Annotated in this window: 21 protein-coding genes; 17 read left to right on the top strand and 4 right to left on the bottom strand. The window is 66.8% G+C overall.

Going from position 1 to position 25527, the window contains the following annotated elements; genetic code table 11:
• Positions 1-251: 251 nt before the first annotated feature.
• From NU688_RS32680 to NU688_RS32670, 3 genes are all read right to left on the bottom strand, one after another.
• Positions 252-2117, bottom strand: a complete 1866-nt coding sequence (locus NU688_RS32680) for a phosphoenolpyruvate carboxykinase (GTP) (RefSeq protein ID WP_257865100.1) — start codon at positions 2115-2117, stop codon at positions 252-254.
• Positions 2118-2263: 146 nt separating this feature from the next.
• Positions 2264-2416, bottom strand: coding sequence for a hypothetical protein (locus NU688_RS32675; RefSeq protein WP_257865098.1), 153 nt, complete (start codon positions 2414-2416; stop codon positions 2264-2266).
• A gap of 98 nt (positions 2417-2514) precedes the next feature.
• Positions 2515-3714, bottom strand: a complete 1200-nt coding sequence (locus NU688_RS32670) for a threonine ammonia-lyase (protein ID WP_257865096.1) — start codon at positions 3712-3714, stop codon at positions 2515-2517.
• A 116-nt stretch (positions 3715-3830) separates the two neighbouring features.
• Here NU688_RS32670 and NU688_RS32665 point away from each other — a divergent pair, with 116 nt between their 5' ends.
• The 3 genes from NU688_RS32665 to NU688_RS32655 all read left to right on the top strand — a co-directional run bounded on the left by NU688_RS32665 (position 3831) and on the right by NU688_RS32655 (position 9189).
• Positions 3831-6155, top strand: coding sequence for an ATP-binding protein (locus NU688_RS32665; RefSeq protein WP_257865095.1), 2325 nt, complete (start codon positions 3831-3833; stop codon positions 6153-6155).
• A 48-nt stretch (positions 6156-6203) separates the two neighbouring features.
• Positions 6204-7823, top strand: coding sequence for a S41 family peptidase (locus NU688_RS32660; protein WP_257865094.1), 1620 nt, complete (start codon positions 6204-6206; stop codon positions 7821-7823).
• Between the two features lie 184 nt (positions 7824-8007).
• Complete coding sequence (locus NU688_RS32655; RefSeq protein ID WP_257865093.1) at positions 8008-9189, top strand: nucleoside hydrolase; 1182 nt, start codon at positions 8008-8010, stop codon at positions 9187-9189.
• Positions 9190-9207: 18 nt separating this feature from the next.
• On the opposite strand, the gene recQ is transcribed toward NU688_RS32655, so the two are convergent.
• Positions 9208-11103 (bottom strand): DNA helicase RecQ, encoded by a 1896-nt coding sequence (gene recQ / locus NU688_RS32650; RefSeq protein WP_257865092.1) that lies wholly within the window; start codon positions 11101-11103, stop codon positions 9208-9210.
• 302 nt (positions 11104-11405) lie between these two features.
• Here recQ and NU688_RS32645 point away from each other — a divergent pair, with 302 nt between their 5' ends.
• The 14 genes from NU688_RS32645 to hutG all read left to right on the top strand — a co-directional run bounded on the left by NU688_RS32645 (position 11406) and on the right by hutG (position 25524).
• Positions 11406-12374: an ABC transporter substrate-binding protein gene (locus tag NU688_RS32645; protein WP_257865090.1), complete on the top strand. Its 969-nt coding sequence runs from the start codon at positions 11406-11408 to the stop codon at positions 12372-12374.
• Positions 12355-13236, top strand: a complete 882-nt coding sequence (locus tag NU688_RS32640; RefSeq protein ID WP_257865088.1) for an ABC transporter permease — start codon at positions 12355-12357, stop codon at positions 13234-13236. Before NU688_RS32645 ends, NU688_RS32640 begins: the two co-directional genes overlap by 20 nt.
• 35 nt (positions 13237-13271) lie before the next feature.
• On the top strand, positions 13272-14072 hold the full coding sequence (locus NU688_RS32635) for an ABC transporter ATP-binding protein (protein WP_257865101.1): 801 nt from the start codon (positions 13272-13274) through the stop codon (positions 14070-14072).
• A gap of 7 nt (positions 14073-14079) precedes the next feature.
• A complete protein-coding gene (hutC, locus tag NU688_RS32630) occupies positions 14080-14817 on the top strand; it encodes a histidine utilization repressor (protein WP_093441180.1) in 738 nt (245 codons plus the stop codon).
• A gap of 61 nt (positions 14818-14878) precedes the next feature.
• Positions 14879-16438 (top strand): histidine ammonia-lyase, encoded by a 1560-nt coding sequence (gene hutH / locus NU688_RS32625; protein WP_257865086.1) that lies wholly within the window; start codon positions 14879-14881, stop codon positions 16436-16438.
• Positions 16439-16465: 27 nt separating this feature from the next.
• The gene (gene hutU / locus NU688_RS32620) at positions 16466-18193 is read left to right on the top strand and encodes a urocanate hydratase (protein WP_257865085.1); all 1728 of its coding nucleotides are present in this window, start codon (positions 16466-16468) and stop codon (positions 18191-18193) included.
• Positions 18193-19038 (top strand): phytanoyl-CoA dioxygenase family protein, encoded by an 846-nt coding sequence (locus NU688_RS32615; protein ID WP_257865083.1) that lies wholly within the window; start codon positions 18193-18195, stop codon positions 19036-19038. Before hutU ends, NU688_RS32615 begins: the two co-directional genes overlap by 1 nt.
• 149 nt (positions 19039-19187) lie before the next feature.
• Complete coding sequence (locus NU688_RS32610) at positions 19188-19922, top strand: IclR family transcriptional regulator (protein WP_257865082.1); 735 nt, start codon at positions 19188-19190, stop codon at positions 19920-19922.
• A 42-nt stretch (positions 19923-19964) separates the two neighbouring features.
• Positions 19965-20717 (top strand): transporter substrate-binding domain-containing protein, encoded by a 753-nt coding sequence (locus tag NU688_RS32605; RefSeq protein WP_257865081.1) that lies wholly within the window; start codon positions 19965-19967, stop codon positions 20715-20717.
• A gap of 7 nt (positions 20718-20724) precedes the next feature.
• Positions 20725-21393 (top strand): amino acid ABC transporter permease, encoded by a 669-nt coding sequence (locus tag NU688_RS32600; protein ID WP_257865080.1) that lies wholly within the window; start codon positions 20725-20727, stop codon positions 21391-21393.
• A complete protein-coding gene (locus NU688_RS32595; protein WP_257865078.1) occupies positions 21390-21959 on the top strand; it encodes a HutD family protein in 570 nt (189 codons plus the stop codon). The genes NU688_RS32600 and NU688_RS32595 overlap by 4 nt, the downstream gene beginning before the upstream one ends.
• 22 nt (positions 21960-21981) lie before the next feature.
• On the top strand, positions 21982-23244 hold the full coding sequence (hutI, locus tag NU688_RS32590) for an imidazolonepropionase (RefSeq protein WP_257865077.1): 1263 nt from the start codon (positions 21982-21984) through the stop codon (positions 23242-23244).
• Positions 23241-24692, top strand: a complete 1452-nt coding sequence (locus NU688_RS32585; RefSeq protein ID WP_257865076.1) for a formimidoylglutamate deiminase — start codon at positions 23241-23243, stop codon at positions 24690-24692. The genes hutI and NU688_RS32585 overlap by 4 nt, the downstream gene beginning before the upstream one ends.
• A 7-nt stretch (positions 24693-24699) precedes the next feature.
• The gene (hutG, locus tag NU688_RS32580; protein WP_257865075.1) at positions 24700-25524 is read left to right on the top strand and encodes an N-formylglutamate deformylase; all 825 of its coding nucleotides are present in this window, start codon (positions 24700-24702) and stop codon (positions 25522-25524) included.
• Positions 25525-25527: the final 3 nt, after the last annotated feature.

The raw sequence follows: 25527 nt of genomic DNA, 5'->3' as shown, positions 1-25527 counted from the left end.
CCGAACAGGACAGTGAAACGACTCAGCGCCGATGATAGTGCGGGTTCCCGTGTGAAAGTAGGTCATCGTCAGGCTCTTACAGCCCAGAAAACCCCAGTCAGAATCCTGACTGGGGTTTTTTGCTTTGGGCGAACGATTTAAATTGCGGCATCAAATCAACAAGTAATTGATGCTTGGCTAAAGCAAGCGACCAATAAAAAAGCCCGATGGATTGCTCCATCGGGCTTTTGCGATTTAGAAGCCGCTGAAGATCAGGCAGCCAGGCGCTGCTCGATCGCTGCCTTGGTTTCCGGCAATTCCTTCGGCAAATGATGCGACAGCTGCTGGAACAACTCCGCATGCAGCTTCAGCTCAGCCTGCCAGGCCGCCTTGTCGATGCTGGTCACGGTAGCGAATTGCTCGGCGCTGAATTCCAGCCCCGTCCAGTTCAGATCTTCATAACGCGGGCTCACACCGGTGATGTGCTCGATGCCTTCGGTCTTCTTGCCCTCGACACGGTCGATCATCCACTTCAGCACGCGCATGTTCTCGCCATAGCCAGGCCAGACGAACTTGCCATCGGCACCCTTGCGGAACCAGTTGGTCGTGTAGATCTTCGGCAGCTTCGCGCCAGAGGCTTCAAGCTTCTTGCCGACGTTGAGCCAATGCTGGAAGTAGTCGGCCATGTTGTAGCCGGCGAACGGCAGCATCGCGAACGGGTCGCGGCGCACCACGCCTTGCTGGCCGCCGGCGGCAGCGGTCGTTTCGGAGCCCATCGTCGCAGCCATGTAGACGCCCTCGACCCAGTTGCGCGCCTCGGTCACCAACGGCACGGTGGTCGAACGGCGGCCGCCGAAGATGAAGGCGTCGATCGCCACGCCCTTCGGATCGTCCCAGGCATCGTCAAGCGCCGGGTTGTTGGTCGCGGCCACGGTGAAGCGCGAATTCGGGTGAGCAGCCTTCGCGCCGGTTTCCTTGGCGATCTGCGGCGTCCAGTCCTTGCCCTGCCAGTCGGTCAGGTGCGCAGGCAAGGTCTTGGTGTCCTGTTCCATGCCTTCCCACCAGACGTCGCCGTCGTCGGTCAGCGCGACGTTCGTGAAGATCACGTCGTGGTTCAGGCTGTCCATGCAGTTCGGGTTGGTCAGCATGTTGGTGCCGGGCGCGACGCCGAAGTAACCCGCTTCGGGGTTGATCGCGTACAGGCGGCCGTCCTTGCCGGGTTTGATCCAGGCGATGTCGTCGCCGATGGTCGTGACCTTCCAGCCTTCGAAGCCGGCGGGCGGCACCAGCATCGAGAAATTCGTCTTGCCGCAGGCGCTGGGGAAAGCGGCGGCCACGTGGTACTTCTTGCCCTCGGGATTCGTCACGCCCAGGATCAGCATGTGCTCGGCCAGCCAGCCTTCGTCGCGGCCCATGTTCGAGGCGATGCGCAGCGCGAAGCACTTCTTGCCCAGCAGCGCGTTGCCGCCGTAGCCCGAGCCGTAGCTCCAGATCTCGCGCGTCTCAGGGTAGTGAACGATGTACTTGGTCTTGTTGCAGGGCCAGGACACGTCCTTCTGCCCGGCCTCGAGCGGCGCGCCCACGGTGTGCACGCAGGGGACGAACTCGCCGTCGGCGCCCAGCACCTCGTACACGGCCTTGCCCATGCGGGTCATGATGCGCATGTTGACCGCCACGTAGGGCGAATCGGAGAGTTCGATCCCGATGTGCGCGATCGGCGAGCCCAGCGGACCCATGCTGAACGGCACCACGTACATCGTGCGGCCCTTCATGCAGCCGTCGAAAAGCGGCTGCAGCGTGGCACGCATCTCGGCCGGTGCCATCCAATTGTTGGTGGGGCCGGCGCTTTCTTTCTCGTGGGAGCAGATGAAGGTGCGGTCCTCGACGCGCGCAACGTCGGTCGGATCGGACACTGCAAGGAACGAGTTCGGGCGCTTGGCGGGGTTGAGCTTCTTGAAGGTGCCAGCATCGACCAGTTGCTGGCAGAGGCGGTCGTACTCTTCCTTGCTGCCGTCACACCAGTAGATGGACTCGGGTTTGCACAGCGCGGCCATGTCGGCCACCCAGGCAATCAGTTTCGCGTTCTTGACGTATGAGGGCGCCTGAATGGTGAGGCCCTTCATCGTGGGTGCGTTCATCGGAAATCTCCTAAGTTGAAAAATCGTCTTTCCGAACGGGACGCCGTGCCTGCGTGGGCGCGGAGGTCCGTTTGAGAAAACGTTTCGCGAAGGGAGATTGCGCCGCCGCGGGCCGCACCGCCCGCGGACGACAGCCCAAGAGGCTGTCAGGCCAAGTAGACAGCGATGGATGCCAGCAAAAGCATCAGCACGCCGCCAGCGAGCGGGAGCACGAGCGGCATCAGGTGAACGACCGATTCGACGGCGTCATGTTCGGCGGCGGCGGCATGGCCGGGATCGACGGGAGTGGGGTTGGACATCGGGAAGTACCTCGAATACTCAAATGACAAAACTGGCGGCATTTTACCGGCGGGGCCCTGTGGAGCGGTCTAGGGAGTTGCGAGCCCCTCTCACTCTCTCAATGTTGCTCCTCGGCCTCGAAGCCGGCGTCCTTCAGGGCCGTCAGCACACTGGCCAGGTGGGCTCGTCCACGGGTCTGCAGGACCAGCTCGATATCGACGTTCTGGGCGGCCAGCATCGTGAAGGCGCGCTGGTGATGAACCTCGTCGACGTTAGCGCCCGCTTCGGCGACAGTGGCCGTGATCTCGGCCAGCGAGCCCGGCACATCGCGCGCGCTCACCCGCACCCGCGCCAGCCGGCCGGCCCGCACCATGCCGCGCTCGATGATGGCGGCGAGCAGCAGCGGATCGATGTTCCCGCCCGACAGCACCAGCCCGACGCGCTTGCCCTTGAAGCGCTCCGGATGCCGGATCAGCGCCGCCAAACCGGCGGCACCCGCACCTTCCACAAGGGTCTTTTCGATCTCGAGCAGCATCAGCACGCCCTGTTCGATGTCGCCTTCGTCCACCAGCACGAGGTCGTCGACCTTGCTGGCGATGATTTCCTTGGTCAGCACCCCGGGCGTACCGACCGCGATGCCTTCGGCGATGGTGCTCTTGCCCTGCACGTGGTGCGTGCCCTTGATGGCGTTGACCATGCCCGGGAAGCGCGTGGTCTGCACGCCGACGATCTCGATGCCGGGCTTGCGATCGCGCGCCGCGACCGCCATGCCGGCGATCAGCCCGCCGCCGCCGACCGCCACGACCAGCGTGTCGAGGTCGGGCACCACATCGAGCATCTCGAGTGCCACCGTGCCCTGGCCGGCGATGATGGCTTCGTCGTCGTAGGGGTGCACGAAGGTCAGCCCCTCGCGTTCGGCAAGCTCCAATGCATGCGCACGCGCCGCGTCGAGCGTGTCGCCGTGCAGCACCACCTCGGCGCCGAAGCCGCGCGTGCGCTCGATCTTTACGCCGGGCGTGAAGCGCGGCATCACGATCAGCGCCCGGAGGCCCAGCCGCTGCGCGTGATAGGCCACACCCTGCGCATGGTTGCCGGCCGACATGGCGATCACGCCGCGCGTGCCGGCCTCCGAAAGATCGACCAGCTTGTTGCACGCACCCCGCTCCTTGAAGGAGGATGTGAACTGCAGGTTCTCGAATTTCAGGAACACCTGCGCACCGACGATTTCGGAGAGCGTGCGTGATTCGACACAGGGCGTATTGAGCACCTGACCCTGGAGGCGCACTGCGGCGCGCTGGATTTCTTCGATTCCGACCATGGCGCGCATTGTGGCTGGAATCGCCAGATCAGGGTTTTTACCCTTTCGGCGTCTTCCCGAAGCCAAAAGTCTGCGTTATGGTCTCTCCACGAAATTCCTCAATTGGAGGTTGCCTGATGGTCAAGCGTGCGGGTGTCGATGTAGTGGCTGCTGCGGTACGCGGGCAGGCATTGCCTTCGCCTGGCCTGAAGGAAGCGCCGGTGCTCGAGCTCATGTGCTCGCACTTCGTGCTCACGCTCGCAGCCAAGCAGGGGCCGCGCTTCAATGTGCGACGCGATATCAACGGATTGCTCTCGCTCACCGGGCGCCATCTCGTGTGGCCCGCCGCGGTGCTGCAGCGATTGCGCGAGTTCCTCGGCCGACGCTGCGCGGGCAACGAAGCGTGGAAGGGCGTCGAGAATTTCGATGGCCGCACGCTGCTCGAACGCCACGGCGTGTGGCGCGGCCCGTATGAAGAAGGCACGCTCTTCTTCTACCTGGACGAATACGCGAAGGACCAGCCGAAAGACCTGCTCTCGGTGCTCGCCGTCACGCGCGACTGGCTCACGCATGCGCTGCGCAAGCAATCGACATTGGTCGAGAAGAACATCGACGCACTCGCGGGCCTCCTCCAACTCAACAAGGCCGAGCGCGCGCTGCTGCTCTACGGCACGCTCGCGCGCTACCAGCGCGACCTGCGTTCGCTGCTGGTCGAGTTCAAGGTCAACAACGCGCCCGAGGCCTACGCGGCCATCGCTGACATCGCGGGCGTCAACGCGAGCGAAGTGGGCGAGGCATTGCGCGCGGGCTCGCGGCTCGAACGCATCGGCCTCGTGGAGAACCTGATCTCCGAGCACAACATCACCGACCTTGCCGACCTCATGAAGGTCAGCGAGAAACTGCCGCCGGTGCTGATGCGCGAGTACCGCGACCACAACGAATTGATGGCCGTATTCACGCGGCCCTCGGCCAAGAGCGCGCTCACGCCGCACGACTTCTCTTTCGTCGAAGAAGACGCGCAGATGCTAGTCACGCTGTTGCGCGCCGCTGTCGCGCGCAAGGAGCCCGGCGTCAACGTGCTGCTCTACGGGCCGCCCGGCACCGGCAAGACCGAACTCGCGAAAGTGGTCGCGCAAGCCGCAGGACTTGAGCTCTTCGAAGTCGAGTACGCCGACCGCGACGGCAACTCATTGAGCGGCCGCGACCGCTACCGCTCGCTGCAGATCGCACAGGTGTTCCTCAAGGGCAGCGCGCAGGCCGCCTTGCTGTTCGACGAGGTCGAAGACGTGTTCCCGCCGATCAGCACCGAGGCCGCGCAGTTCATGGCGCGCGCCGAGCAGATTCCGGCGCCCACCAGCGGCAGCGTGAGCGGCAAGGCCTGGGTCAACCAGATCCTCGAGGCCAACCCCGTACCGACGCTGTGGGTCACCAACCGCATCGAGCAGATCGACCCTGCGTTCCGCCGCCGCTTCGCCTACCACCTCGAACTCAAGTCGCCGCCGCCCGGCGCACGCGAGCAGCTCGTGAAGAAGACGCTCGAAGGCGTCGTGGTGTCCGAGGCCTTCACTGCCAAGCTCGCCGAGCGCAAGGGACTCACGCCCGCGCAGATCCGCACCGCGGTGCGCTTCGCAGGGCTCGCGAAGACCGACGACGCCTCGATGGAAGGGCTGATCGAGCGACAGTTGCGCAACGCCGACCTGGCGCTGGGCACGCTCGACACCGGCCGCGGCGAGCGCCGCAACGTCACCACCTACGACCTCGAGATGCTCAACGTCGAGACCCGTTTCGAGATCCCGCGCATCGTCGAGGCGCTCAAGGCGCGCGGCCACGGCACGCTGTGCTTCTACGGCGCGCCGGGCACCGGCAAGACCGCGCTGGCCGAGCACATCGCCCGGGCCGTGGGCCGGCCGCTCATCATCAAGCAGGCCAGCGATCTCATGAGCAAGTACGTCGGCGAGACCGAGCAGAACATGGCCGCCATGTTCAAGGAAGCCGAGGCCGAAAAAGCCGTGCTGCTGCTGGACGAGGCCGACTCCTTCCTGCAGGACCGGCGTGGCGCGCAGCGCACCTACGAGGTCACCGAGGTCAACGAGATGCTGCAAGGCATGGAGCGCTTCAACGGCGTGTTCGTCTGCACCACCAACTTGCTGGACCGGCTCGACCAGGCGGCGCTGCGGCGCTTCACCTTCAAGATCAAGTTCAAGCCGCTCACGGCCGTGCAGCGCGAGCGCATGTTCGTGACCGAGGCGCTCGCCGGCGATGCGGCGCTCCTGACCGGCGAAGTGAAAACGCGGCTCGCGCAATTGGCACAGCTGTGCCCGGGGGATTTCGCGGCGGTGAAACGTCAGACCGATATCCTCGCGGTCGAGTTTTCGGCGGCGGAGTTTCTCGACCAGCTCGAGGCCGAGCACCGCATCAAGCCCGAAGTCCGCGAATCGCGCGGCATGGGCTTCGTCCAGTAAAGATCAACAAGGGACGTGTTCGCGGTCGCGGGCACGAGGAGGAAATCCATGGGCTTTCGCAATACAGACCTGCGGCCGTTGCCGCGCCCCGGTGCATGGGCCGCCGCGGCGGCACTGGCCGTGGCGAGCCTGCTGGCGGGGTGTGGCGGTGGCGGCGGGGGTGGAGGAGGCGGCGGCGGCTTTCCGATCGGTGGGCTGCCACCTGGCGGCAATCCGCCCACCAACGGCGGCTTTGTTCCATCCTCGGACGTCGCCGGCCAGTGCGCCGCGCCGCGTCGTGGCATCAACCCCGAAACCGGTGCCGCCTATCCCGACACCGCCGGCACCGTCGACAACGAAAAGAGCTGGGTGCGCAGCTGGATCGACGAAACCTACCTTTGGTACAACGAAGTGCCGGCCACCCTGGTGGCCGCCGACTACGCAACGCCCGTCGCCTTCTTCAACGTGCTCAAGACGCCGGCCACCACCTCGCCCTCGGGCCGTGCCAAGGACCGCTTCCACTACATCTACGACACCGAGGCGTACCGCCAGCTGTCGAACGCCGGCGTCTCGCCGGGCTACGGGATCGAGTTCGCGTTCGTGCGCAGTTCCCGCCCGAACCGCGACCTGCGCGTGGCTTTCGTCGAGCCGCACTCGAGCTCGCCCGCCGCCGCCGCCGGCATCGCGCGCGGTGCGAAGATCCTCGAGATCGATGGCGTCGACGTGCTCAACGGCACCAACACGGCAGTCATCAACCGCGGCATCTCGCCGCAGGCAGCCGGCGAAACGCACACCTTCAAGCTGCAGGAAGGCAGCGCGACGCGAACCATCGACCTCACGGCCGCCCAGGTGACGCGCACGCCGGTGCAGAACGTCAAGACCATCGGAGACCCGGGCAACCGCGTTGGCTATCTGCTGTTCAACGATCACATCACCACCTCCGAAGCGCAGCTCATCGCGGCGGTGAACAAGCTCAAGGAGAACGGCGGCATCCAGGACCTGGTGCTCGACATGCGCTACAACGGCGGCGGCCAGCTCAACATCGCGAGCCGGCTGGCCTACATGGTGGCCGGGCCCGGCCAGACGGCCGGCAAGACCTTCGAGCTGCTGAGCTTCAACGACAAGAACCCGTTCCGCTTGACGCTCGCGCAGGCCCTGACCCCGTTCATCGGCACCAGCCGCACCAACCAGCCGTTGCCCACGCTCGGCCTTTCGCGTGTCACCGTGCTGACCAGCCCCGACACCTGCTCGGCCAGCGAGTCGGTGATCAACAGCCTGCGCGGCATCGGCGTCACGGTCAATCTTGTCGGTGGCACCACCTGCGGCAAGCCCTACGGCTTCTATCCGCAGGACAACTGCGGCACCACCTACTTCGCGATCCAGTTCAAGGGCGTGAACCAGGCGGGCTTCGGCGACTACGGCGACGGCTTCACGCCCAACGCCAATTGCACCGTGGCCGACGACTTCGGCCACCAGCTCGGCGACCCCGCCGAGGCGCGGCTGGCCGCGGCGCTCACGCTGCGCAGTTCCGGTTCGTGCCCGGTGCCGGCGGCGTCGTCCAACAAGGCCGTGCCGGGCATCGGCCTGGACAAGGCCGAGGTCGCGCCTGAGGAAGAGCAGCCTGCCCTGCTCAACCGCTCGCCGCTGCGCGAGAACCGCCTGATCGATCCCCCGCCCAACGCAGGCTGACAGGCATCGACACGCGTCCCGGGGCCGCTTCGCGCGGCCTCGCGGAAAACACCTAGCCACAGCGCTTGCCATGCGCGTGCTTTGCCATTTAGAGTTTGGCAAACGTTTGCGCAAAGGTTTGCGCAAACGTTTGTATTTCAGTTCCCTCGACTGAAAACCAAATTCTTAGGTTTAGGAGAAGCAGATGCGCAAATGGATCGGGACGGTGTTCACCCTCATCGTCGTCGCCGTACTGGCGGGTTGTGGCGGCGGCGGCGACGGCAATGGCGGCTTCGGGCTCGGCCCCGGCTTCGGCACTGCGCCGCCAGCCGCGCAGAAGATCATCATCGACAGCGACTACAACACCATGAGCGACGACGGCCAGCTCGGCGTCATGGCCGCGCAGCTGCAGGCCCAGGGCAAGGTCCAGGTCATGGGCATCAGCGTGGTCTCGGGCAACCAGTGGCTCAAGCAGGGCGTGGCCGATGCGCTGATGTCGGTCGAGCGGCTCGGCGTGGGCGACCGCATCGGCGTGTACGCCGGCGAGAACTACGCGCTCAACCACACCTTTGCCAACGTCGAGGCCGAAATGGCCGCCGGTGCGGGCGGCGACGGCTACCTGGGCGCCTGGAGCGGCCCCGAGCCCAAGACCGACGCCGACCTGAAGCCCTCGCCCGACGGCTTTGCCACGCGCACGCTGGTGCAGCGCAAGAGCGCGGTCGACTTCATCATCGACACGGTGAAGGCCAACCCGAACGAGATCACCATCCTGGCCATTGGCCCGCTCACCAACATCGCGCTCGCGGTGAAGAAGAGCCCCGACATCGTGCCGCTGATCAAGAAGATCATCTACATGGGCGGCGCCGTCGACGTGCCGGGCAACACCACCAAGGCCGCCGAGTTCAACTGGTGGTTCGACCCCGATGCCGCGCAGTTCGTGGTGCGCCTGCCGATCCCGCAGGTGGTGGTGCCGCTGGACGTGACCGACACCGTGTTCCTCACCAAGCCGATCTACGACCGCATCGCTCATCCGGCCAAGCCGACCGCGGTGACCGAAGTGTTCCGCAAGCTCAACGGCTTCGGCTTCAGCGGCACGAACGGCTTCGAGAACAACCCCGACTACACGCAGAACATCTGGGACACGCTGACGCTCGCCTACCTGATCGATCCGAGCTATGCCACCAAGACGGTGGAGCGCTACGTCGACGTGGTGGCGAAGCCAGGCGCAGCGGACAACGGCCGCTCCATCGGCTACACCTCGCAGCCCGAGGGCCCGACGCTGCAGCGGATGACGGTGGTGCAGCGCTTCGACAATGCGCGCTTCTTCGAGCTCTTCGTCGATCTGCTGACGCGGCCGGTGCCGGTCACGCTGCCGCCGGCGAACTGAAGAAGCGTGTCTGCTCGGCTAGAACGCCGAGCAGACGCGCAGCACCTCGGTGCCATAGGCCTCGAGCTTCTTGGTGCCGATGCCGCTGATGCCCTGCAGGTCTTCGAGCGTCGCCGGTGCACGCTCGGCGATCGACGCCAGCGTGGCGTCGTGGAAGATCACATAGGCCGGCAGGTTGTGCTCCTTGGCCACCTCGGCGCGCCAGGCCTTGAGCGCCTCGAAGCGCTTCTTGCCGGTGTCGTCGAGCTTGGCGGCGGCCGGCGACGGCGCGCCCTTGGCGACCTTCTCGCGGCGGGGCTTGCGCTCCGCCGGTGACGAGATGGATTCGCGCAGCGTCACGTTCGCCTCGCCCTTGAGCACCGCACGGGATCCTTCGGTGAGCTTCAGCGTATTGAAGGCTTCCGCATCGACCGCCAATGCGCCCGTGGCGATCAGCTGGCGCAGCACGCCGCGCAGCTGCACCTCGCTGAATTCCGCACCCAGCCCGAAGGTGCTGATGCGCTCGTGGCCGAACTGCTTGACCTTCTCGGTCTCCTTGCCGCGCAGGATGTCCATGATGTGCCCCGCGCCGAAGCTGATGCCGCTCAGCTGCTGCACGCGGTAGATGGTGCTCAGCAGCTTGCGCGCGGCATCGGTGCCGTTCCATACGTTCGGCGGGTTCAGGCAGTTGTCGCAGTTGCCGCAGGGCGTGCTCTTCTCGCCGAAGTAGCCCAGCAGCCGCACGCGGCGGCAGTCGCTCGCCTCGGCCAGCGAGAGCAGCGCGTCGAGCTTGCCGCGCATCACCTGCTTGAACTCTTCGCCGGCCGGGCTCTCGTCGATCATGCGGCGCTGGTTGACCACGTCGTTCAGGCCGTAGGTCATCCAGGCGTCGGCAGGGGCGCCGTCGCGGCCCGCACGGCCGGTTTCCTGGTAGTAGCCCTCGATGTTCTTGGGCATGTCCAGGTGGCCGACGAAGCGCACGTCGGGCTTGTCGATGCCCATGCCGAAGGCGATGGTCGCGACCATCACGATGCCTTCCTCGCGCAGGAACCGGTCCTGGTGCTTCTGGCGCACCGCGGCATCGAGCCCCGCGTGGTACGGCAGCGCGTTGATGCCGGCGCCCTGCAGCGTCGTCGCAAGGTCTTCCACGCGCTTGCGCGACTGGCAATAGACCACGCCCGCATCGCCCTCGTGCTCGCGCTCGATGAAGCGCAGCAACTGCGTGGTCGCGTCTTTTTTCTCGACGATGGTGTAGCGGATGTTCGGCCGGTCGAAGCTGGAGACGAACTGGCGCGCCTCTTCCAGCTGCAGCCGCTCGACGATGTCAGCACGCGTGAGCGCATCGGCCGTGGCGGTGAGCGCGATGCGCGGCACGCCCGCGTAGCGCTCGTGCAGCACGGTGAGCGCGCGGTATTCGGGCCGGAAGTCGTGGCCCCACTGGCTCACGCAATGCGCCTCGTCGATGGCGAACAGCGAGAGCTTGCCGCGTTCCTTCAGCGAATCGAGCTGCGACAGGAAGCGCGGCGTGTTCACCCGCTCGGGCGCCGCATAGAGCAGCGTGATCTCGCCGCGCAGCATGCGGCGCTCCACGTCCTGCGTCTGCTCCCAGTCGAGCGTGGAGTTGAGGAACGCCGCATTCACCCCCGCCTCGTGCAGCGCGCCGACCTGGTCGTGCATCAGCGCGATCAGCGGCGACACCACCACCGCGACACCGCGCCCCGCGCGCTGCCGGGCGATGGCCGGGATCTGGTAGCAGAGCGACTTGCCGCCGCCGGTAGGCATCAGCACCAGCGCATCGCCGCCGCCCACCACGTGATCGACGATGTCCTGCTGGGCGCCGCGGAACTGCGAATAGCCGAAGACTTCGTGGAGGATTTCGGCCGGCGAGGTGCTGCTGCCGGGGGCGTCGAGGGGGTGGGGTGCGAGGGAGGACACGGGCGGCGGAGGCGGACGTCGGGAAGGGATAAAAGGGGAACGGACCGGGAGGGCGGTCGATTGTCCCCCAGCCACCCGCTTATGACTGTGGCACGAGCTTTGCAATGGTGACCCCCGTCCCGCCGCCCTTCTTGTCTAGACAGCAATCTGGTGCATCTTCCTCAAGAAATGCACCGAAACGACCCTCCCGGGTTATCCTGTATATACAAGTTGGGGCGCTTGGCAACAATGCGAGGCGCGCGCAGCCCAGGCCCTGGGGCGCATCGCCGAGCCATATCTGAAAAACAGAACCAGGAGTACCCATGGTCAAGACGGTAGTTGTGAAAGTCGCTTCGCTGCTGGCAGCAGGTGCATGTGCAGCGGGCGTGGCCGGAACGGCCGCCGCCCAGGACACCAAGATTGCGCTCGGCATGTCCGGCTGGACCGGCTTCGCGCCGCTCTCGCTGGCCGACAAGGCCGGCATCTTCAAGAAGAACGGCCTGGACGTCGAACTGAAGATGATCCCTCAGAAGGACCGCCACCTGGCCCTCGCCTCGGGCGCCATCCAGTGCGCCGCCACCACCGTGGAAACGCACGTGGCCTGGAACGCCAACGGCGTGCCGATCGTGCAGATCTTCCAGATGGACAAGTCCTACGGCGCCGACGGCCTGGCCGTGCGCAACGACGTCAAGAGCTTCGCCGACCTCAAGGGCAAGAGCATCGGCGTGAGCGCTCCGGGCACGGCACCGTATTTCGGCTTGGCCTGGATGCTCAGCAAGAACGGCATGACGCTCAAGGATGTGAAGGTCGTCTCGCTCGAGCCGCAGCCCGCCGCGCAGGCCTTCGTGGCCGGCCAGAACGACGCCGCCATGACCTACGAGCCGTATCTCTCGACCGTGCGCGCCAACCCCGCCGCCGGCAAGATCCTGGCCACCACGCTCGACTACCCGATGGTGATGGACACCGTCGGCTGCGCGCCCACCTGGCTCAAGGCCAACCCCAAGGCCGCCGCCGCGCTCACCAAGTCGTACTTCGACGCGCTGGAGATGATCAAGGCCGACCCGGCCAAGTCGAACGAGCTCATGGGCTCGGCCGTCAAGCAGAGCGGCGAGCAGTTCGCCAAGTCGTCGGCGTACCTGCGCTGGCAGGACAAGGCCGCCAACCAGAAGTTCTTCGCGGGCGAACTCACCACCTTCATGAAGGAAGCCGCGGCGATCCTTCTGGAAGCCGGCGTGATCCGCAAGGCCCCTGAAGACTACGCAGTCACCTTCGATGCAAGCTACGTCAAGTAAGGCGCTGCCGCAGCAGGTGCCGCCTCGCGCGGCATCGGCGAACACCGCGTCACCCCAGCCCGTGGCGGCACCCGTGCGCCGCCGCGCGTTCGCGCCGCTCGAACCCATCGGCGCCCGTTCGCGCGTGCTGCTGGGGCTCGGCTTCTTCGTCGTGTTCGTGCTCGTGTGGTCGCTCGCCACGCTCGGCGGCTTCGTCTCGCCGACCTTCCTCGCGAGCCCGCCGACCATGGTCAAGGAAGGCTGGCTGCTCTTCACCGAGTACGGCTTCATCGGCGACATCGGCATGACCGTGTGGCGCGTGTTCGGCGGCTTCCTGCTGGCGGCGGTGTTCGCGGTGCCGCTGGGCATCGCGATGGGCACCTGGAAAACCGTCGAGGCCTTCTTCGAGCCTTTTGTCTCGTTCTGCCGCTACCTGCCGGCCTCGGCCTTCATTCCGCTGCTCATCCTGTGGGCGGGCCTGGGCGAAATGCAGAAGCTGCTGGTGATCTTCATCGGCTCGTTCTTCCAGATCGTGCTGATGGTGGCCGTCACCGTGGGCGGCGCGCGGCGCGACCTTGTCGAAGCCGCCTACACGCTCGGGGCGAACAGCCGCGGCATCGTCGCGCGCGTGCTCATTCCGGGCGCCGCGCCGGGCATCGCCGAAACGCTGCGCCTCGTGCTCGGCTGGGCGTGGACCTACGTGATCGTCGCGGAGCTGATCGGCTCGTCCTCGGGCATCGGCCACATGATCACCGACAGTCAGGCGCTGCTGAACACCGGGCAGATCATCTTCGGGATCATCGTGATCGGCGTCATCGGGCTCCTGTCCGACTTCGCTTTCAAGGCGTTGAACCGCCGTCTCTTTGCATGGGCCGCACTGTGAATACTGACCCCCACGCTCGGCACTCCGTGTCCTCGCTGCCCCCCGAGGGGGCGCTCGGAAACCAACTCTCCATTCAAGGCGTGTCGCGCATCTTCACCGGCACCAAGGGCCAGAGCACGCAGGCATTGCTGCCCATCGACTTCGAGGTGAAGGAGAACGACTTCGTCACCATCCTCGGCCCCTCGGGCTGCGGCAAGTCGACGCTGCTGCGCATCGTGGCGGGGCTCGATTTCCCGACCACCGGCCAGGTGATGCTCGACGGCGAGCGCATCGAAGGCCCGGGTGCCGACCGCGGCGTGGTGTTCCAGAGCTACACGCTCTTTCCGTGGCTCACCGTGGCGCAGAACATCCGCTTCGGCCTGCGCGAGCGCGGCATGAGCGAGGCCGACCAGAAGGAGCGCAGCGAGTTCTTCATCGCCAAGGTGGGCCTGCGCGGTTTCGAGCACCACTTTCCGAAGCAACTCTCGGGCGGCATGCAGCAGCGCACGGCCATCGCGCGCGCGCTCGCCAACGATCCGAAGATGCTCTTGCTCGACGAGCCCTTCGGCGCGCTGGACAACCAGACGCGCGTGCTGATGCAGGAGCTGCTGCTCGGCATCTGGGAGTCGGCACAGAAGACGGTGCTCTTCGTCACGCACGACATCGACGAGGCGATCTTCATGGCCAACCGGGTGGCGGTGTTCAGCGCGCGGCCGGGGCGCATCAAGACCGAGATCGCGGTGGACTTTCCGCATCCGCGCAGCTACACGATCAAGACCTCGCCCGAGTTCATGGACATCAAGGCGCGCCTGACCGAAGAAATCCGCGCCGAGTCCATGGCCGCCGCGGAACACTGAAAGCACGATGAAACGCGACCTGCCGACCCTCGCGCTCTACGCGCAAGTCAAGGATCACATCTCCCGCAAGATCCAGGACGGCACCTGGCCGCCCGGCCACCGCCTGCCTTCGGAGCACGAGCTGGTCGCGCAGTTCGGCATGGCGCGCATGACGGTGAACCGCGCGCTGCGCGAACTGGTGGAGCAGGGGCGCATCGTGCGCGTGGCCGGCGTCGGCAGCTTCGTGGCGGAGAACAAGCCGCAATCGACGCTGCTGCAGATCGCCAACATCGCCAGCGAAATCCGCCAGCGCGGCCACGACTACCGCTGCGAGATGCTCGCGGTCGAGCGCATCGCCGCCTCGCCCGACGTCGCCGCATGGCTCGACCTGCGCGCCGGCGACTCGGTGTTCCACAGCGCCTGCCTGCACCTGGAGAACGACACGCCGGTGCAGTTGGAGGAGCGCTACGTCAACCCGCAGGTCGTACCCGACTACCTCGAGCAGGACTTCACCCTGATGCCGCCCAGCGAGTACCTGGTGCGCAACGTGCCCTTCGACCAGATCGAACACGTCGTCGATGCCGTGCTGCCCAACGCCGAACAGGCCGAGCGGCTCGCGATGGAAGTGACAGACCCCTGCCTCCTGCTCACGCGCCGCACCTGGACACGCAACACGCCGGTGACCTGGGTGCGCTGCCTGCATCCCGCATCGCGCTACAGCCTGGGCAGCCGCTTCAAAGCCGACGGTAACCCGAGCTTCGGTTAGCTTTTTTTTGTCGCACAGACCGATCGTTATCTCTCGCAACCACTTGTATAGACAGGTTCACATGCCAAGCAATCACACCGCTTCCTCCAATGCCACTTTGACCCTCACGCCCGGCAAGGTCGACCTTGCGATGCTGCGACGCATCCAGGCCGGCGGCGTGCAACTCGCGCTCGATCCGTCGGTGCTCGATGGCATGCAGAAGGCCGAGGCGGCGGTGCGCCACATCGTCGAGAACGACCAGGTGGTCTACGGCATCAACACCGGCTTCGGCAAGCTCGCGAGCACGCGCATCGGCAACGACCACCTGGCCGAGCTGCAGCGCAACCTCGTGCTCTCGCACAGCGTGGGCACGGGCGAGCCGCTGGCCGCGCCTGTGGTGCGGATGATCCTGGCGACCAAGGCGGTGAGCCTGGCGCGCGGGCACTCGGGTGTGCGGCCTGCGCTGGTCGATGCGCTGCTGGCGCTCTTCAATGCAGGCGTCACGCCGAGCATTCCGTGCAAGGGCTCGGTCGGCGCATCGGGCGACCTTGCGCCGCTCGCGCACATGGCCTGCGTGCTGATCGGTGAAGGCGAAGCGACGCTGGCGGACGGCAAGGTCGTGAGCGGTGCCGAGGCGATGCGCAGCATCGGCCTCGAGCCCTTCGTGCTCGGCCCGAAGGAAGGGCTCGCGCTGCTCAACGGCACACAGGTGTCGACGGCGCTGGCGCTCGCCGGCCTGTTCGGCGCCGAGGATGTGTTCGCTGCCGCGCTGATGTCGGGTGCGCTGTCGCTCGAAGCGATCCAGGGCTCGATCAAACCGTTCGATGCCCGCATCCACGCCGCACGCGGCCAGCCCGGCCAGATTGCTGTCGCAGGCGCCGTGCGCACGCTGCTCGAAGGCAGCGAAATCGTCCCTTCGCACGCCGACTGCGGCCGCGTGCAAGACCCGTATTCGGTGCGCTGCATCCCGCAGGTGATGGGAGCGTGCCTGGACAACCTCGCGCACGCATCGCGCGTGCTGGTCATCGAAGCCAACGCCGCATCCGACAACCCGCTCGTGTTCTGCGACACGGGCGAAGTGATTTCGGGCGGCAACTTCCACGCCGAGCCGGTCGCCTTCGCGGCCGACATCATTGCGCTGGCGGTGAGCGAAGTCGGCGCGATTGCCGAACGCCGCATCGCGCTGCTGCTCGACACCGGCCTCTCGGGCCTGCCGCCTTTCCTGGTGCGCGATGGCGGCCTGAACTCCGGTTTCATGATCGCGCAGGTCACGGCCGCGGCGCTCGCCTCGGAGAACAAGTCGCTCGCGCACCCCGCCAGCGTCGACAGCCTGCCCACGTCAGCCAATCAAGAGGACCACGTCTCGATGGCCACCTTCGCCGCGCGCCGTCTCGGCGACATGGTCAACAACACCGCGGTGGTGGTCGGCATCGAAGCGATGGCCGCCGCGCAAGGCATCGAACTCAAACGCAAGCTCAAGAGCTCGCCGCTGGTCGAAGCGGAATTCACCAGCATCCGCCAAAAGGTCGCCTTCCTCGAACGCGACCGCTACCTCGCCCCCGACATCGAAGCCATGCGCCAGTGGGCGCTGAAGGCCGAGCTGCCGGCCGCGCTGCTCGACATCCTGCCCAGCCATTCGTAAGACATCACTCGATAGGAGAACCACGCCATGAACGCTCCCGAAAAATTCGCCTTGAACAATCCTGCTGCCGCCGATCCGCGCCATGACCCGACGCGCGTGATCCGCGCGCCGCGCGGCAGCACGCTCAACTGCAAGAGCTGGCTCACCGAAGCGCCTTACCGCATGCTGCAGAACAACCTTGATGCCGAGGTGGCCGAGCGCCCGCAGGACCTCGTGGTGTACGGCGGCATCGGCCGCGCCGCGCGCAACTGGGAGTGCTACGACCAGATCCTCGCGTCACTGAAAGAGTTGAACGACGACGAGACCTTGCTCATTCAATCGGGCAAACCCGTCGGCGTGTTCAAGACGCATGAGAACGCACCGCGCGTGCTGCTCGCCAATTCGAACCTCGTGCCGAAGTGGGGCACCTGGGAGCACTTCAACGAGCTGGACCGCAAGGGCCTCTTCATGTACGGCCAGATGACGGCCGGCAGCTGGATCTACATCGGCAGCCAGGGCATCGTGCAGGGCACCTTCGAGACCTTCGTCGAAGCCGGCCGCCAGCACTACAACAACAGCCTTGCGGGCAAGTGGATCCTCACGGCCGGCCTCGGCGGCATGGGCGGCGCGCAGCCGCTCGCGGCCACGCTCGCGGGCGCGGTGTCGCTCAACATCGAGTGCCAGCAGTCGAGCATCGACTTTCGCCTGCGCACACGCTATGTCGACAAGCAGGCGCGCGACATCGACCATGCCTTCGAACTCATCAAACAGCACACGGATGCGAAGGAAGCCGTGTCGATCGCGCTGCTCGGCAACGCGGCCGACATCCTCCCCGAGCTGGTGAAGCGCGCGAAGGCCGGCGGCATCAAGCCCGACCTCGTGACCGACCAGACCTCCGCACACGACCTCATCAACGGCTACCTGCCCTCGGGTTGGACCGTGCCGCAATGGCAGGCCGCGATGAAGGACGTTTCGCAGCACGACGTGCTCAAGAAGGCCGCTGCCCAGTCCTGCGCCGTGCACGTGCAGGCCATGCTCGACTTCCAGTCCATGGGCATCCCGACCGTCGACTACGGCAACAACATCCGCCAGGTCGCCTTCGACGAGGGCGTGAAGAACGCCTTCGACTTCCCCGGCTTCGTGCCCGCCTACATCCGCCCGCTGTTCTGCGAGGGCAAGGGCCCGTTCCGCTGGGTCGCGCTCTCGGGCGACCCGGAAGACATCTACAAGACCGACGCCAAGATCAAGGAGCTGTTCCCCGAGAACACGCACACGCACCGCTGGCTCGACATGGCGCGCGAGCGCATCGCCTTCCAGGGCTTGCCGGCACGCATCTGCTGGCTGGGCCTGGGCGAGCGCCACATCGCGGGCCTGGCCTTCAACGAGATGGTGAAGAACGGCGAGCTGAAGGCGCCGATCGTCATCGGCCGCGACCACCTAGACACCGGCTCGGTCGCGAGCCCGAACCGCGAGACTGAGGCGATGAAGGACGGCACCGATGCCGTCTCCGACTGGCCGCTGCTCAACGCGCTGCTCAACACCGCCGGCGGCGCCACCTGGGTCAGCCTGCACCACGGCGGCGGCGTCGGCATGGGCTACTCGCAGCATTCGGGCGTGGTGATCGTGTGCGACGGCACCGATGCCGCCGCCAAGCGCATCGAGCGCGTGCTCTTCAACGATCCGGCCACCGGCGTGATGCGCCATGCGGATGCGGGCTACGACATCGCCGTCGCGACCGCGAAGAAGCAGGGCCTCAAGCTGCCGATGGTGAAGTGATGGCAGCGGTTCCTGACGCCCGGGAACTGCAACGCCGCGTGCAGGCGCGCGTGAGCGACGACCTGGTCGCGCAATTCCAGCGCGACGGCGCCGTCTGCATCCGCCAACTGCTCACCGCCGACGAGCTGGCCTTGCTGCAGGGCGGCATCGAAGCCAACCTCGCGGCGCCCAGCCCGCGCGCCAAGGTGGCGAGCCGGCCCGACGATCCGGGCCGCTTCTTCGAGGACTTTTGCAACTGGCAGGAGATCGACGCCTTCCGCCGCTTCATCTTCGAAGCACCGTTGGCGCAACTCGCGCAGCGCCTGATGGGTTCGCAGACCGTGCGCCTGTACCACGACCACCTGCTGGTCAAGGAGCCCGGCACGCGGCAGCGCACGCCCTGGCACCAGGACCAGCCCTACTACAACATCGAGGGCGCGCAGAACATCAGCATGTGGATTCCGGTCGATCCGGTGTCGCGCACCGCCACGCTCGAGTTCGTGGCCGGCTCCCACAAGGGGCCGTGGCTCATGCCGCGCACCTTCATGGACAACCACGCCAAGTGGTTCCCCGAAGGCAGCCTCGAAGACCTGCCCGACATCGAGGGCGCGCGCGAGCGCTTTCCCATCGTGGGCTGGAACATCAAGCCCGGCGATTTCGTCTGCTTCCACATGCTCACGCTGCATGCGGCCGCCGGGGTCGAAGGGCCGAACCGGCGCCGCGTGTTCTCGGTGCGATTCCTGGGCGACGACATCCGCCATGCGCCGCGCAGCTGGAAGACCTCGCCGGACTTTCCCGGCCTGGCCGAGACGCTGCCGGCCGGCGCGCCGATGGACGACGCGCGCTTTCCGCTGCTGGTCGGTTGATTGACGGTTCGGCGAAGGTAAGACGAAGGTAGAAAGAAAAAGCAGCCCGATTCCCACCGAATGGGAATTCAGGCTTGGACGTGGGAACGGCGAGCAAGATACTGCACGCCGGCTCCCACTTCCCGACATCCAGCGACAGCCCCAGCAAGATGACGCTCCCGACCGACGCCCCCGCCCACAACGACCGCGCCCTGCAGGTGCTGTCGGTGCTGGCGCAGAGCAAGGTGGCGATGACGGCGGCCGAGCTCGGGCAGGCCACCGGCCTCGTCAAGAGCACGCTCTACCGGCAGATCGCCACGCTGCGCCGCTGGGGCTTCGTGATGGAGTCCGACGGGCGCTACTCGCCGGGCCCGGTGAGCGTGCAGCTCGCGAGCGGCTTCGACGGCAACTCCGACCTGGTCATGGCCGCCCGCGCCGACATGCGCGCGCTGGTGCAGCAGAGCCACGAGAGCGTGGCGCTGGTCACCGCGGTGAACGACCGCGTGGTGTGCCTGGAGATGATCGACAGCGAACATTCGCTGCGCTGTTCGTTCGACCGGGGCCGCAGCGTCCCGGCCAGCGATGGCGCGAGCGCCAAGTGCCTGCTCGCCCATCTGCCGCTCGACCAGCGCGATGCGTTGCTCGACGGTCTTGGCGAAAGCGCACAGCGCCGCGCCGAACGCGCGGCCGAACTCGATGCGATCCGCGAAGCCGGCCATGCCGTGACGCAGGGCGAGGTCGATGCCGGCGTCTGGGGCGCGAGCGCACCGGTGCTGGCCTCGGGCCGGCGGCTGCGCGGCGCGATCACGCTCATGGCGCCGATCACGCGCGTCGAGGGCATGGAAGCTGCATTGCTCCACATGACCGTCGTCACGGCGGCACGCATCTCTCGCGCGCTCCAGTAGCCAGTCGCTCTTACCTTTTTCACACCCACGAAAGCCTTCACCATGAACACCCGTCGCACCCTTGTCGCCGCCGCACTCTCAGGCCTCGCTCTCTTCGGTTTCGCCGGCGCCGCCCAAGCGCAAGGCGAGCCGCTGCGCGTGGCCACCGATGCCACTTTCCCGCCGATGGAATACGTGGAGAACGGCAAGCGCACCGGCTTCGACGTGGAACTGGTCGAGGCCATCGGCAAGACGCTGGGCCGCAAGATCGAGTGGATCGACATCGACTTCAAGGGGCTCGTGCCGGGCCTGATCTCCAGGCGCTTCGACATGGCCGTCTCTGCCATCTACATCACCGACGAGCGCAAGAAGGTCGTCGACTTCACCACGCCGTACTACGCGGGCGGCCTGGTGGTGATGGTGAAAGAAGGCAACACGACCATCAAGAAGCCGGCCGACATCGACGGCAAGAAGGTCAGCGTGCAGGTGGGCACCAAGTCGGTCGCCTTCACGAAGGAAAAGTACCCGCAGGTGCAGCTGATGGAAGTCGAGAAGAACCAGGAAATGTTCAACCTCGTGGACATCGGCCGTGCCGATGCTGCCGTCACCGGCAAGCCCGCCGCTTACCAGTACGTGCGCACGCGGCCGGGCCTGAAGGTGCTCGACGAGCAGATCACCACCGAGGAATACGGCATGGCGATCCGCAAGGACACGCCGGAACTCACCAAGGCCGTGAACGGTGCGATCGAGAAGCTGAAGGCCGACGGCACGTATGCACAGATCGTGAAGAAGTGGTTCAGCAGCACGGCCAAGTAAGCGCGCGATGGACTTCGATTTCTCACCGGTCTGGCAGGGCTGGCCCGACCTCTTGCGCGGTGCGCTCGTCACGGTGGAAATCACCGCCTGCGCGCTCGCGCTCGGTTGCGTGCTCGGCCTCATCGTCGGCATCGGCCGGCTGAACCCGAAGCGGCGATGGATCTACAGCGTGTGCACCGCCTACGTGGCGGTCATTCGCGGCACGCCGCTGCTGGTGCAGCTGTTCATTCTTTTCTTCGGCCTGCCGCACTTCGGCATCCTGCTTCCCGCCTTCCTGTGCGGCGTGCTGGGGCTGGGCGTGTACTCGGGCGCGTATGTGTCGGAAATCGTGCGCGGCGCGATCCAGTCGATCGACAAGGGCCAGACGATGGCCGCGCAGTCGCTGGGCATGACGCCCGGCGTCGCGATGCGCCAGATCGTGCTGCCGCAGGCGGTGGTGCGGATGATTCCGCCGCTGGGCAACGAGTTCATCGCGCTCATCAAGAACTCGGCGCTGGTGTCGCTGCTGACGATCCACGACGTGATGCACGAGGGGCAGAAGATCATCAGCGTGTCGTACCGGTCGCTGGAGGTGTACCTGGCCATCGCGCTCGTCTACTTCGTGCTGACCGGCACGATGACGCTGGTGCTGCGGCACTTCGAGCAGAAGCTGCGGCAAGGCGGGTTGATGCGATGAGCGTGCAAGGTTTTTCTCGCGCCACGCTGCCCGCCATGCCCTGGAAGAACGGCGGCGGCACCACGCAGGAAATCGCGAGCTGGCCCCAGGGCGCGGGGCTCGACAGCTTCGGCTGGCGCGTGAGCATCGCGACCATCGCGGCGGCGGGGCCGTTCTCGGTGTTCGCGGGCATCGACCGCAGCATCATGCTGCTCGAAGGCGACGGGGTGCGGCTCTTCACGCACGACGGGCGCGTGGAGCACCGGCTCGATGTGCCGCATCGGCCGTTCGCGTTCAGCGGCGACGATGCGATCGACTGCACGCTGCTGGGTGGCGCGTCGAACGATTTCAACGTGATGACGCGTCACGGCCAGTGGCGCGCCGATGTGCAGGTGCTCGACCACGCAACGGCCATCGAGGGGGCACCGCACGGCGTGCTGCTCGCCTTGCGCGGTGCATGGCGGTTGAACGACGAAGCCTGCACCGAGGGCGAGGGCCTGCATTGGGCCGACGCGCCGCTCGCGTGGCAAGCGATGCCGGAGAGCGAAGACGCGCGGCTGGTAGCGGTCCGCATCGTGCCGGCGTAACCTGCAGAAAGAGAACAAAACAATGAAATCTGCCAACACATATCCATCGGCCGACGGCCTCTGGACCGGCCTGCGCCTGGCGACCGATGCCGGCGTCGAAGCCGCCATCGTGGTCGCGCAAGGCGCGATCCGCTGGGTCGGCGCGCGCAGCGCGCTGCCGGCCGAGTTCGCAGAGCTTTCTGTGCACGACGGCGGCGATGCACTCGTCACGCCCGGCCTCGTCGATTGCCACACGCACCTCGTCTACGGCGGCCAGCGCGCGAACGAATTCGCGATGCGGCTCGCGGGCGCGACCTACGAAGAAGTGGCGAAGGCGGGCGGCGGCATCGTCTCGTCGGTGCGCGCCACGCGCGAGGCCGACGAAGACACGCTCTTCGCACAGGCCGCACCGCGCCTCGAACAGCTGCTGGCCGATGGTGTGTGCGCCATTGAAATCAAGTCGGGCTACGGCCTTTCGCTCGAACATGAGCGCAAACAATTGCGCGTGGCGCGGCGCCTCGGCGAAGCCTATGGCGTCACCGTACGCACCACCTTCCTCGGCGCGCACGCACTGCCGCCCGAATACACGGGCCGCAGCGGCGACTACATCGATCTCGTGTGCCGCGAAATGCTGCCCGCGCTCGCGGCCGAAGGGCTGGTCGATGCGGTGGACGTGTTCTGCGAGCGCATCGCCTTCTCGCTCGCGGAAACCGAGCAGGTCTTCCAGGCCGCGAAGGCGTTGGGCCTGCCGGTGAAGCTGCATGCGGAGCAACTGTCGGACATGGGCGGCGCCGCGCTCGCCGCGCGCTACGGCGCGCTCTCATGCGACCACATCGAGCACCTGTCGGCCGACGGCATCGAGGCGATGCGCCAATCGGGCACCGTGGCCGTGCTGCTGCCCGGCGCCTACTACACGCTGCGCGACACGCACCTGCCGCCCATCGAGGCGCTGCGCGCTGCCGGCGTGCCGATGGCCGTATCGACCGATCACAACCCCGGCACCTCGCCGACGCTGAGCCTGCTGCTGATGGTGAACATGGCGTGCACGCTGTTCCGCCTGACGGTGCCCGAGGCGCTGGCCGGTGTCACGGTGCATGCGGCGCGCGCGCTGGGCCTGGAGGCCACGCACGGCGTTATCACCGAAGGCATGCCCGCCAACTTCGTACTGTGGAAGGTGCGCGATGCGGCCGAGCTCGCGTACTGGTTCGGTCAACGTCCGCTGCGCACCGCGGTGCGCCAAGGCCGTATTTGTATTTCTTTCCCCTCTCCCTCTGGGAGAGGGCAGGGTGAGGGCCTGCGGCCATGAATACGACGACGGCGTTATCGAAGGCCGACAGCCCTCACCCCAACCGTCTCCCAGAGGGAGAGGGGGTAAGACAAACACTCTTCGCAGCCGATGCGCTGCTGCCCGCGGGCTGGGCGAAGAACGTCCTGCTGACGTGGAACGACGCAGGCCAGCTCACGCAGGTCCAGCCCGCCACGCAACCGTCCGCAGGCGCGCAGGTGGCGACCGGCCCCGTGATCCCCGGCATGCCCAACCTGCACTCGCACGCCTTCCAGCGCGCGTTTGCCGGCCTCACCGAACACCGCGCCGAACAGCGGGACAGCTTCTGGAGCTGGCGCACGCTGATGTACCGCTTTGCCGCGCGCCTCGGCCCGCAGCACATGGAGGCGATCGCGACCTGGCTCTACGCCGAGATGCTCGAAGCGGGCTACACCAGCGTGTGCGAGTTCCAGTACGTGCACCACGACGCCGACGGCCGTCCCTACGCCGACGACGCGACGCTGAGCCTCGCGCTGCTGCGCGCCGCAGAGAAGACCGGCATCGGCTTCACGCTGCTGCCGGTGCTCTACCAGACCAGCGGTTTCGGCGACCAGCCGCCCAGCGAAGGGCAGCGCCGCTTCATCCGCTCGACCGAATCGATGCTGCGCCTGCTCGAAGCGCTCAAGCCCGCGTGCGACGCGCAGGGCGCGCGCCTCGGCATGGCGCCGCACTCGCTGCGCGCCGTGCCGCCCGAGGCATTGCGCGATGCGGTCGCGGGGCTCGAAGCCATCGACCGCACCGCGCCGATCCACATCCACATCGCCGAGCAGACCAAGGAAGTGGACGATTGCGTCGAATGGAGCGGCCTGCGCCCCGTCGAGTGGCTGCTCGATCACGCGCCGGTCGATGCGCGCTGGTGCCTCGTGCACGCGACGCACATGAACGACGCCGAGTACGAGTACGCCGCCAGGAGCGGCGCGGTCGCAGGCCTGTGCCCGACGACCGAGGCGAACCTGGGCGACGGCATCTTCGATTTCCCGAAGTGGCGCAGCCATGGCGGCGCATGGGGCGTGGGCTCCGACAGCCACGCCAGCGTCAACGCGGCGGAAGAGCTGCTGATGCTCGAATACAGCCAGCGCTTTGCCAAGCGCCAGCGCAACGTCGGCGCGAGCGCGGCGCAGCCGCATGTCGCCACCGCGCTCACGCTCGAAGCGGTGCAGGGCGGGGCGCAGGCCTCGGGCCGCGCGGTCGGCGGGCTCGCGGTGGGGCAGCAGGCCGACTTCATCGTGCTCGATGCGGCGCACGTTGCGCTGCAGGGCCTGTCGGCGCCCGACATGCTTTCGGCGCATGTCTTCGCGAGCCATCGCACCTCCGCCATCGACGCGGTCTGGGTGGCCGGCCGCGAGCGTGTCTCGGCGGGACGCCACGCGCTGCACAACGAATCCGCGTCCGCCTTCGTGGCGGCGCGCACCCAACTCCTCCAGGACTGAAACCACCATGGCCTTCACCACCGCCGAACCGGCGTTCCGCTTTCGCCAGGGCACGCGCCCGCTGCTGATCTCGATGCCGCACGTCGGCACGCATGTGCCGCCCGCGCTGGCCGTCCGTCTCACCGACGAAGCGCGCCATGTGCCCGACACCGACTGGCACCTGGAGCAGCTCTACGACTTCGCCGACGAACTCGGCGCCTCGGTGCTCGTGGCCACGCATTCGCGCTACGTGATCGACCTGAACCGTCCACCGGATGGCGCGAGCCTCTACCCGGGCCAGAGCGTCACCGGCCTGTGCCCGGTCGACACCTTCGACGACACGCCGGTCTACGCTTCCAAAGACGACCTGCCCGATGACGCGGAAGTCGCCGAGCGCCGCGACGCGATCTGGCACCCGTACCACCGCCAACTGCAGGCCGAACTCGATCGCCTGAAGGCCGCGCACGGCACCATCGCGCTGTGGGACGCGCACTCGATCCGCTCGGTGCTGCCGCGCTTCTTCGACGGCAAGCTGCCTGACCTGAACCTGGGCACCGGCAACGGCACGAGCTGCGATCCGGCGCTGGCGGCCACGCTGCTCGGCATCGCGGAGTCGGCCACGGGCTACACGGGCGTGCTCAATGGCCGCTTCAAGGGCGGCCACATCACGCGCCAGTACGGCAATCCGGCCGCTGGCGTGCATGCAGTGCAGCTGGAGATGACGCAGTCGAGCTACATGCAGGAGCAGTTGCCCTTCGACTACCTGCCCGAGGTGGCAGCCGGCGTGCAGCCGCATGTGCGGCGGATGATCGAGGCGGTGCTGGCTTTCGTCGAGGGCCGCGCGCCACGCTGAGCC

It is taken from the genome of Variovorax sp. ZS18.2.2, from assembly GCF_024701975.1.
Classification (GTDB): Bacteria; Pseudomonadota; Gammaproteobacteria; order Burkholderiales; family Burkholderiaceae_C; genus Variovorax.
Note: the sequence above shows the minus strand (reverse complement) of the source record. Positions and strands in the feature narration are given on the sequence as shown.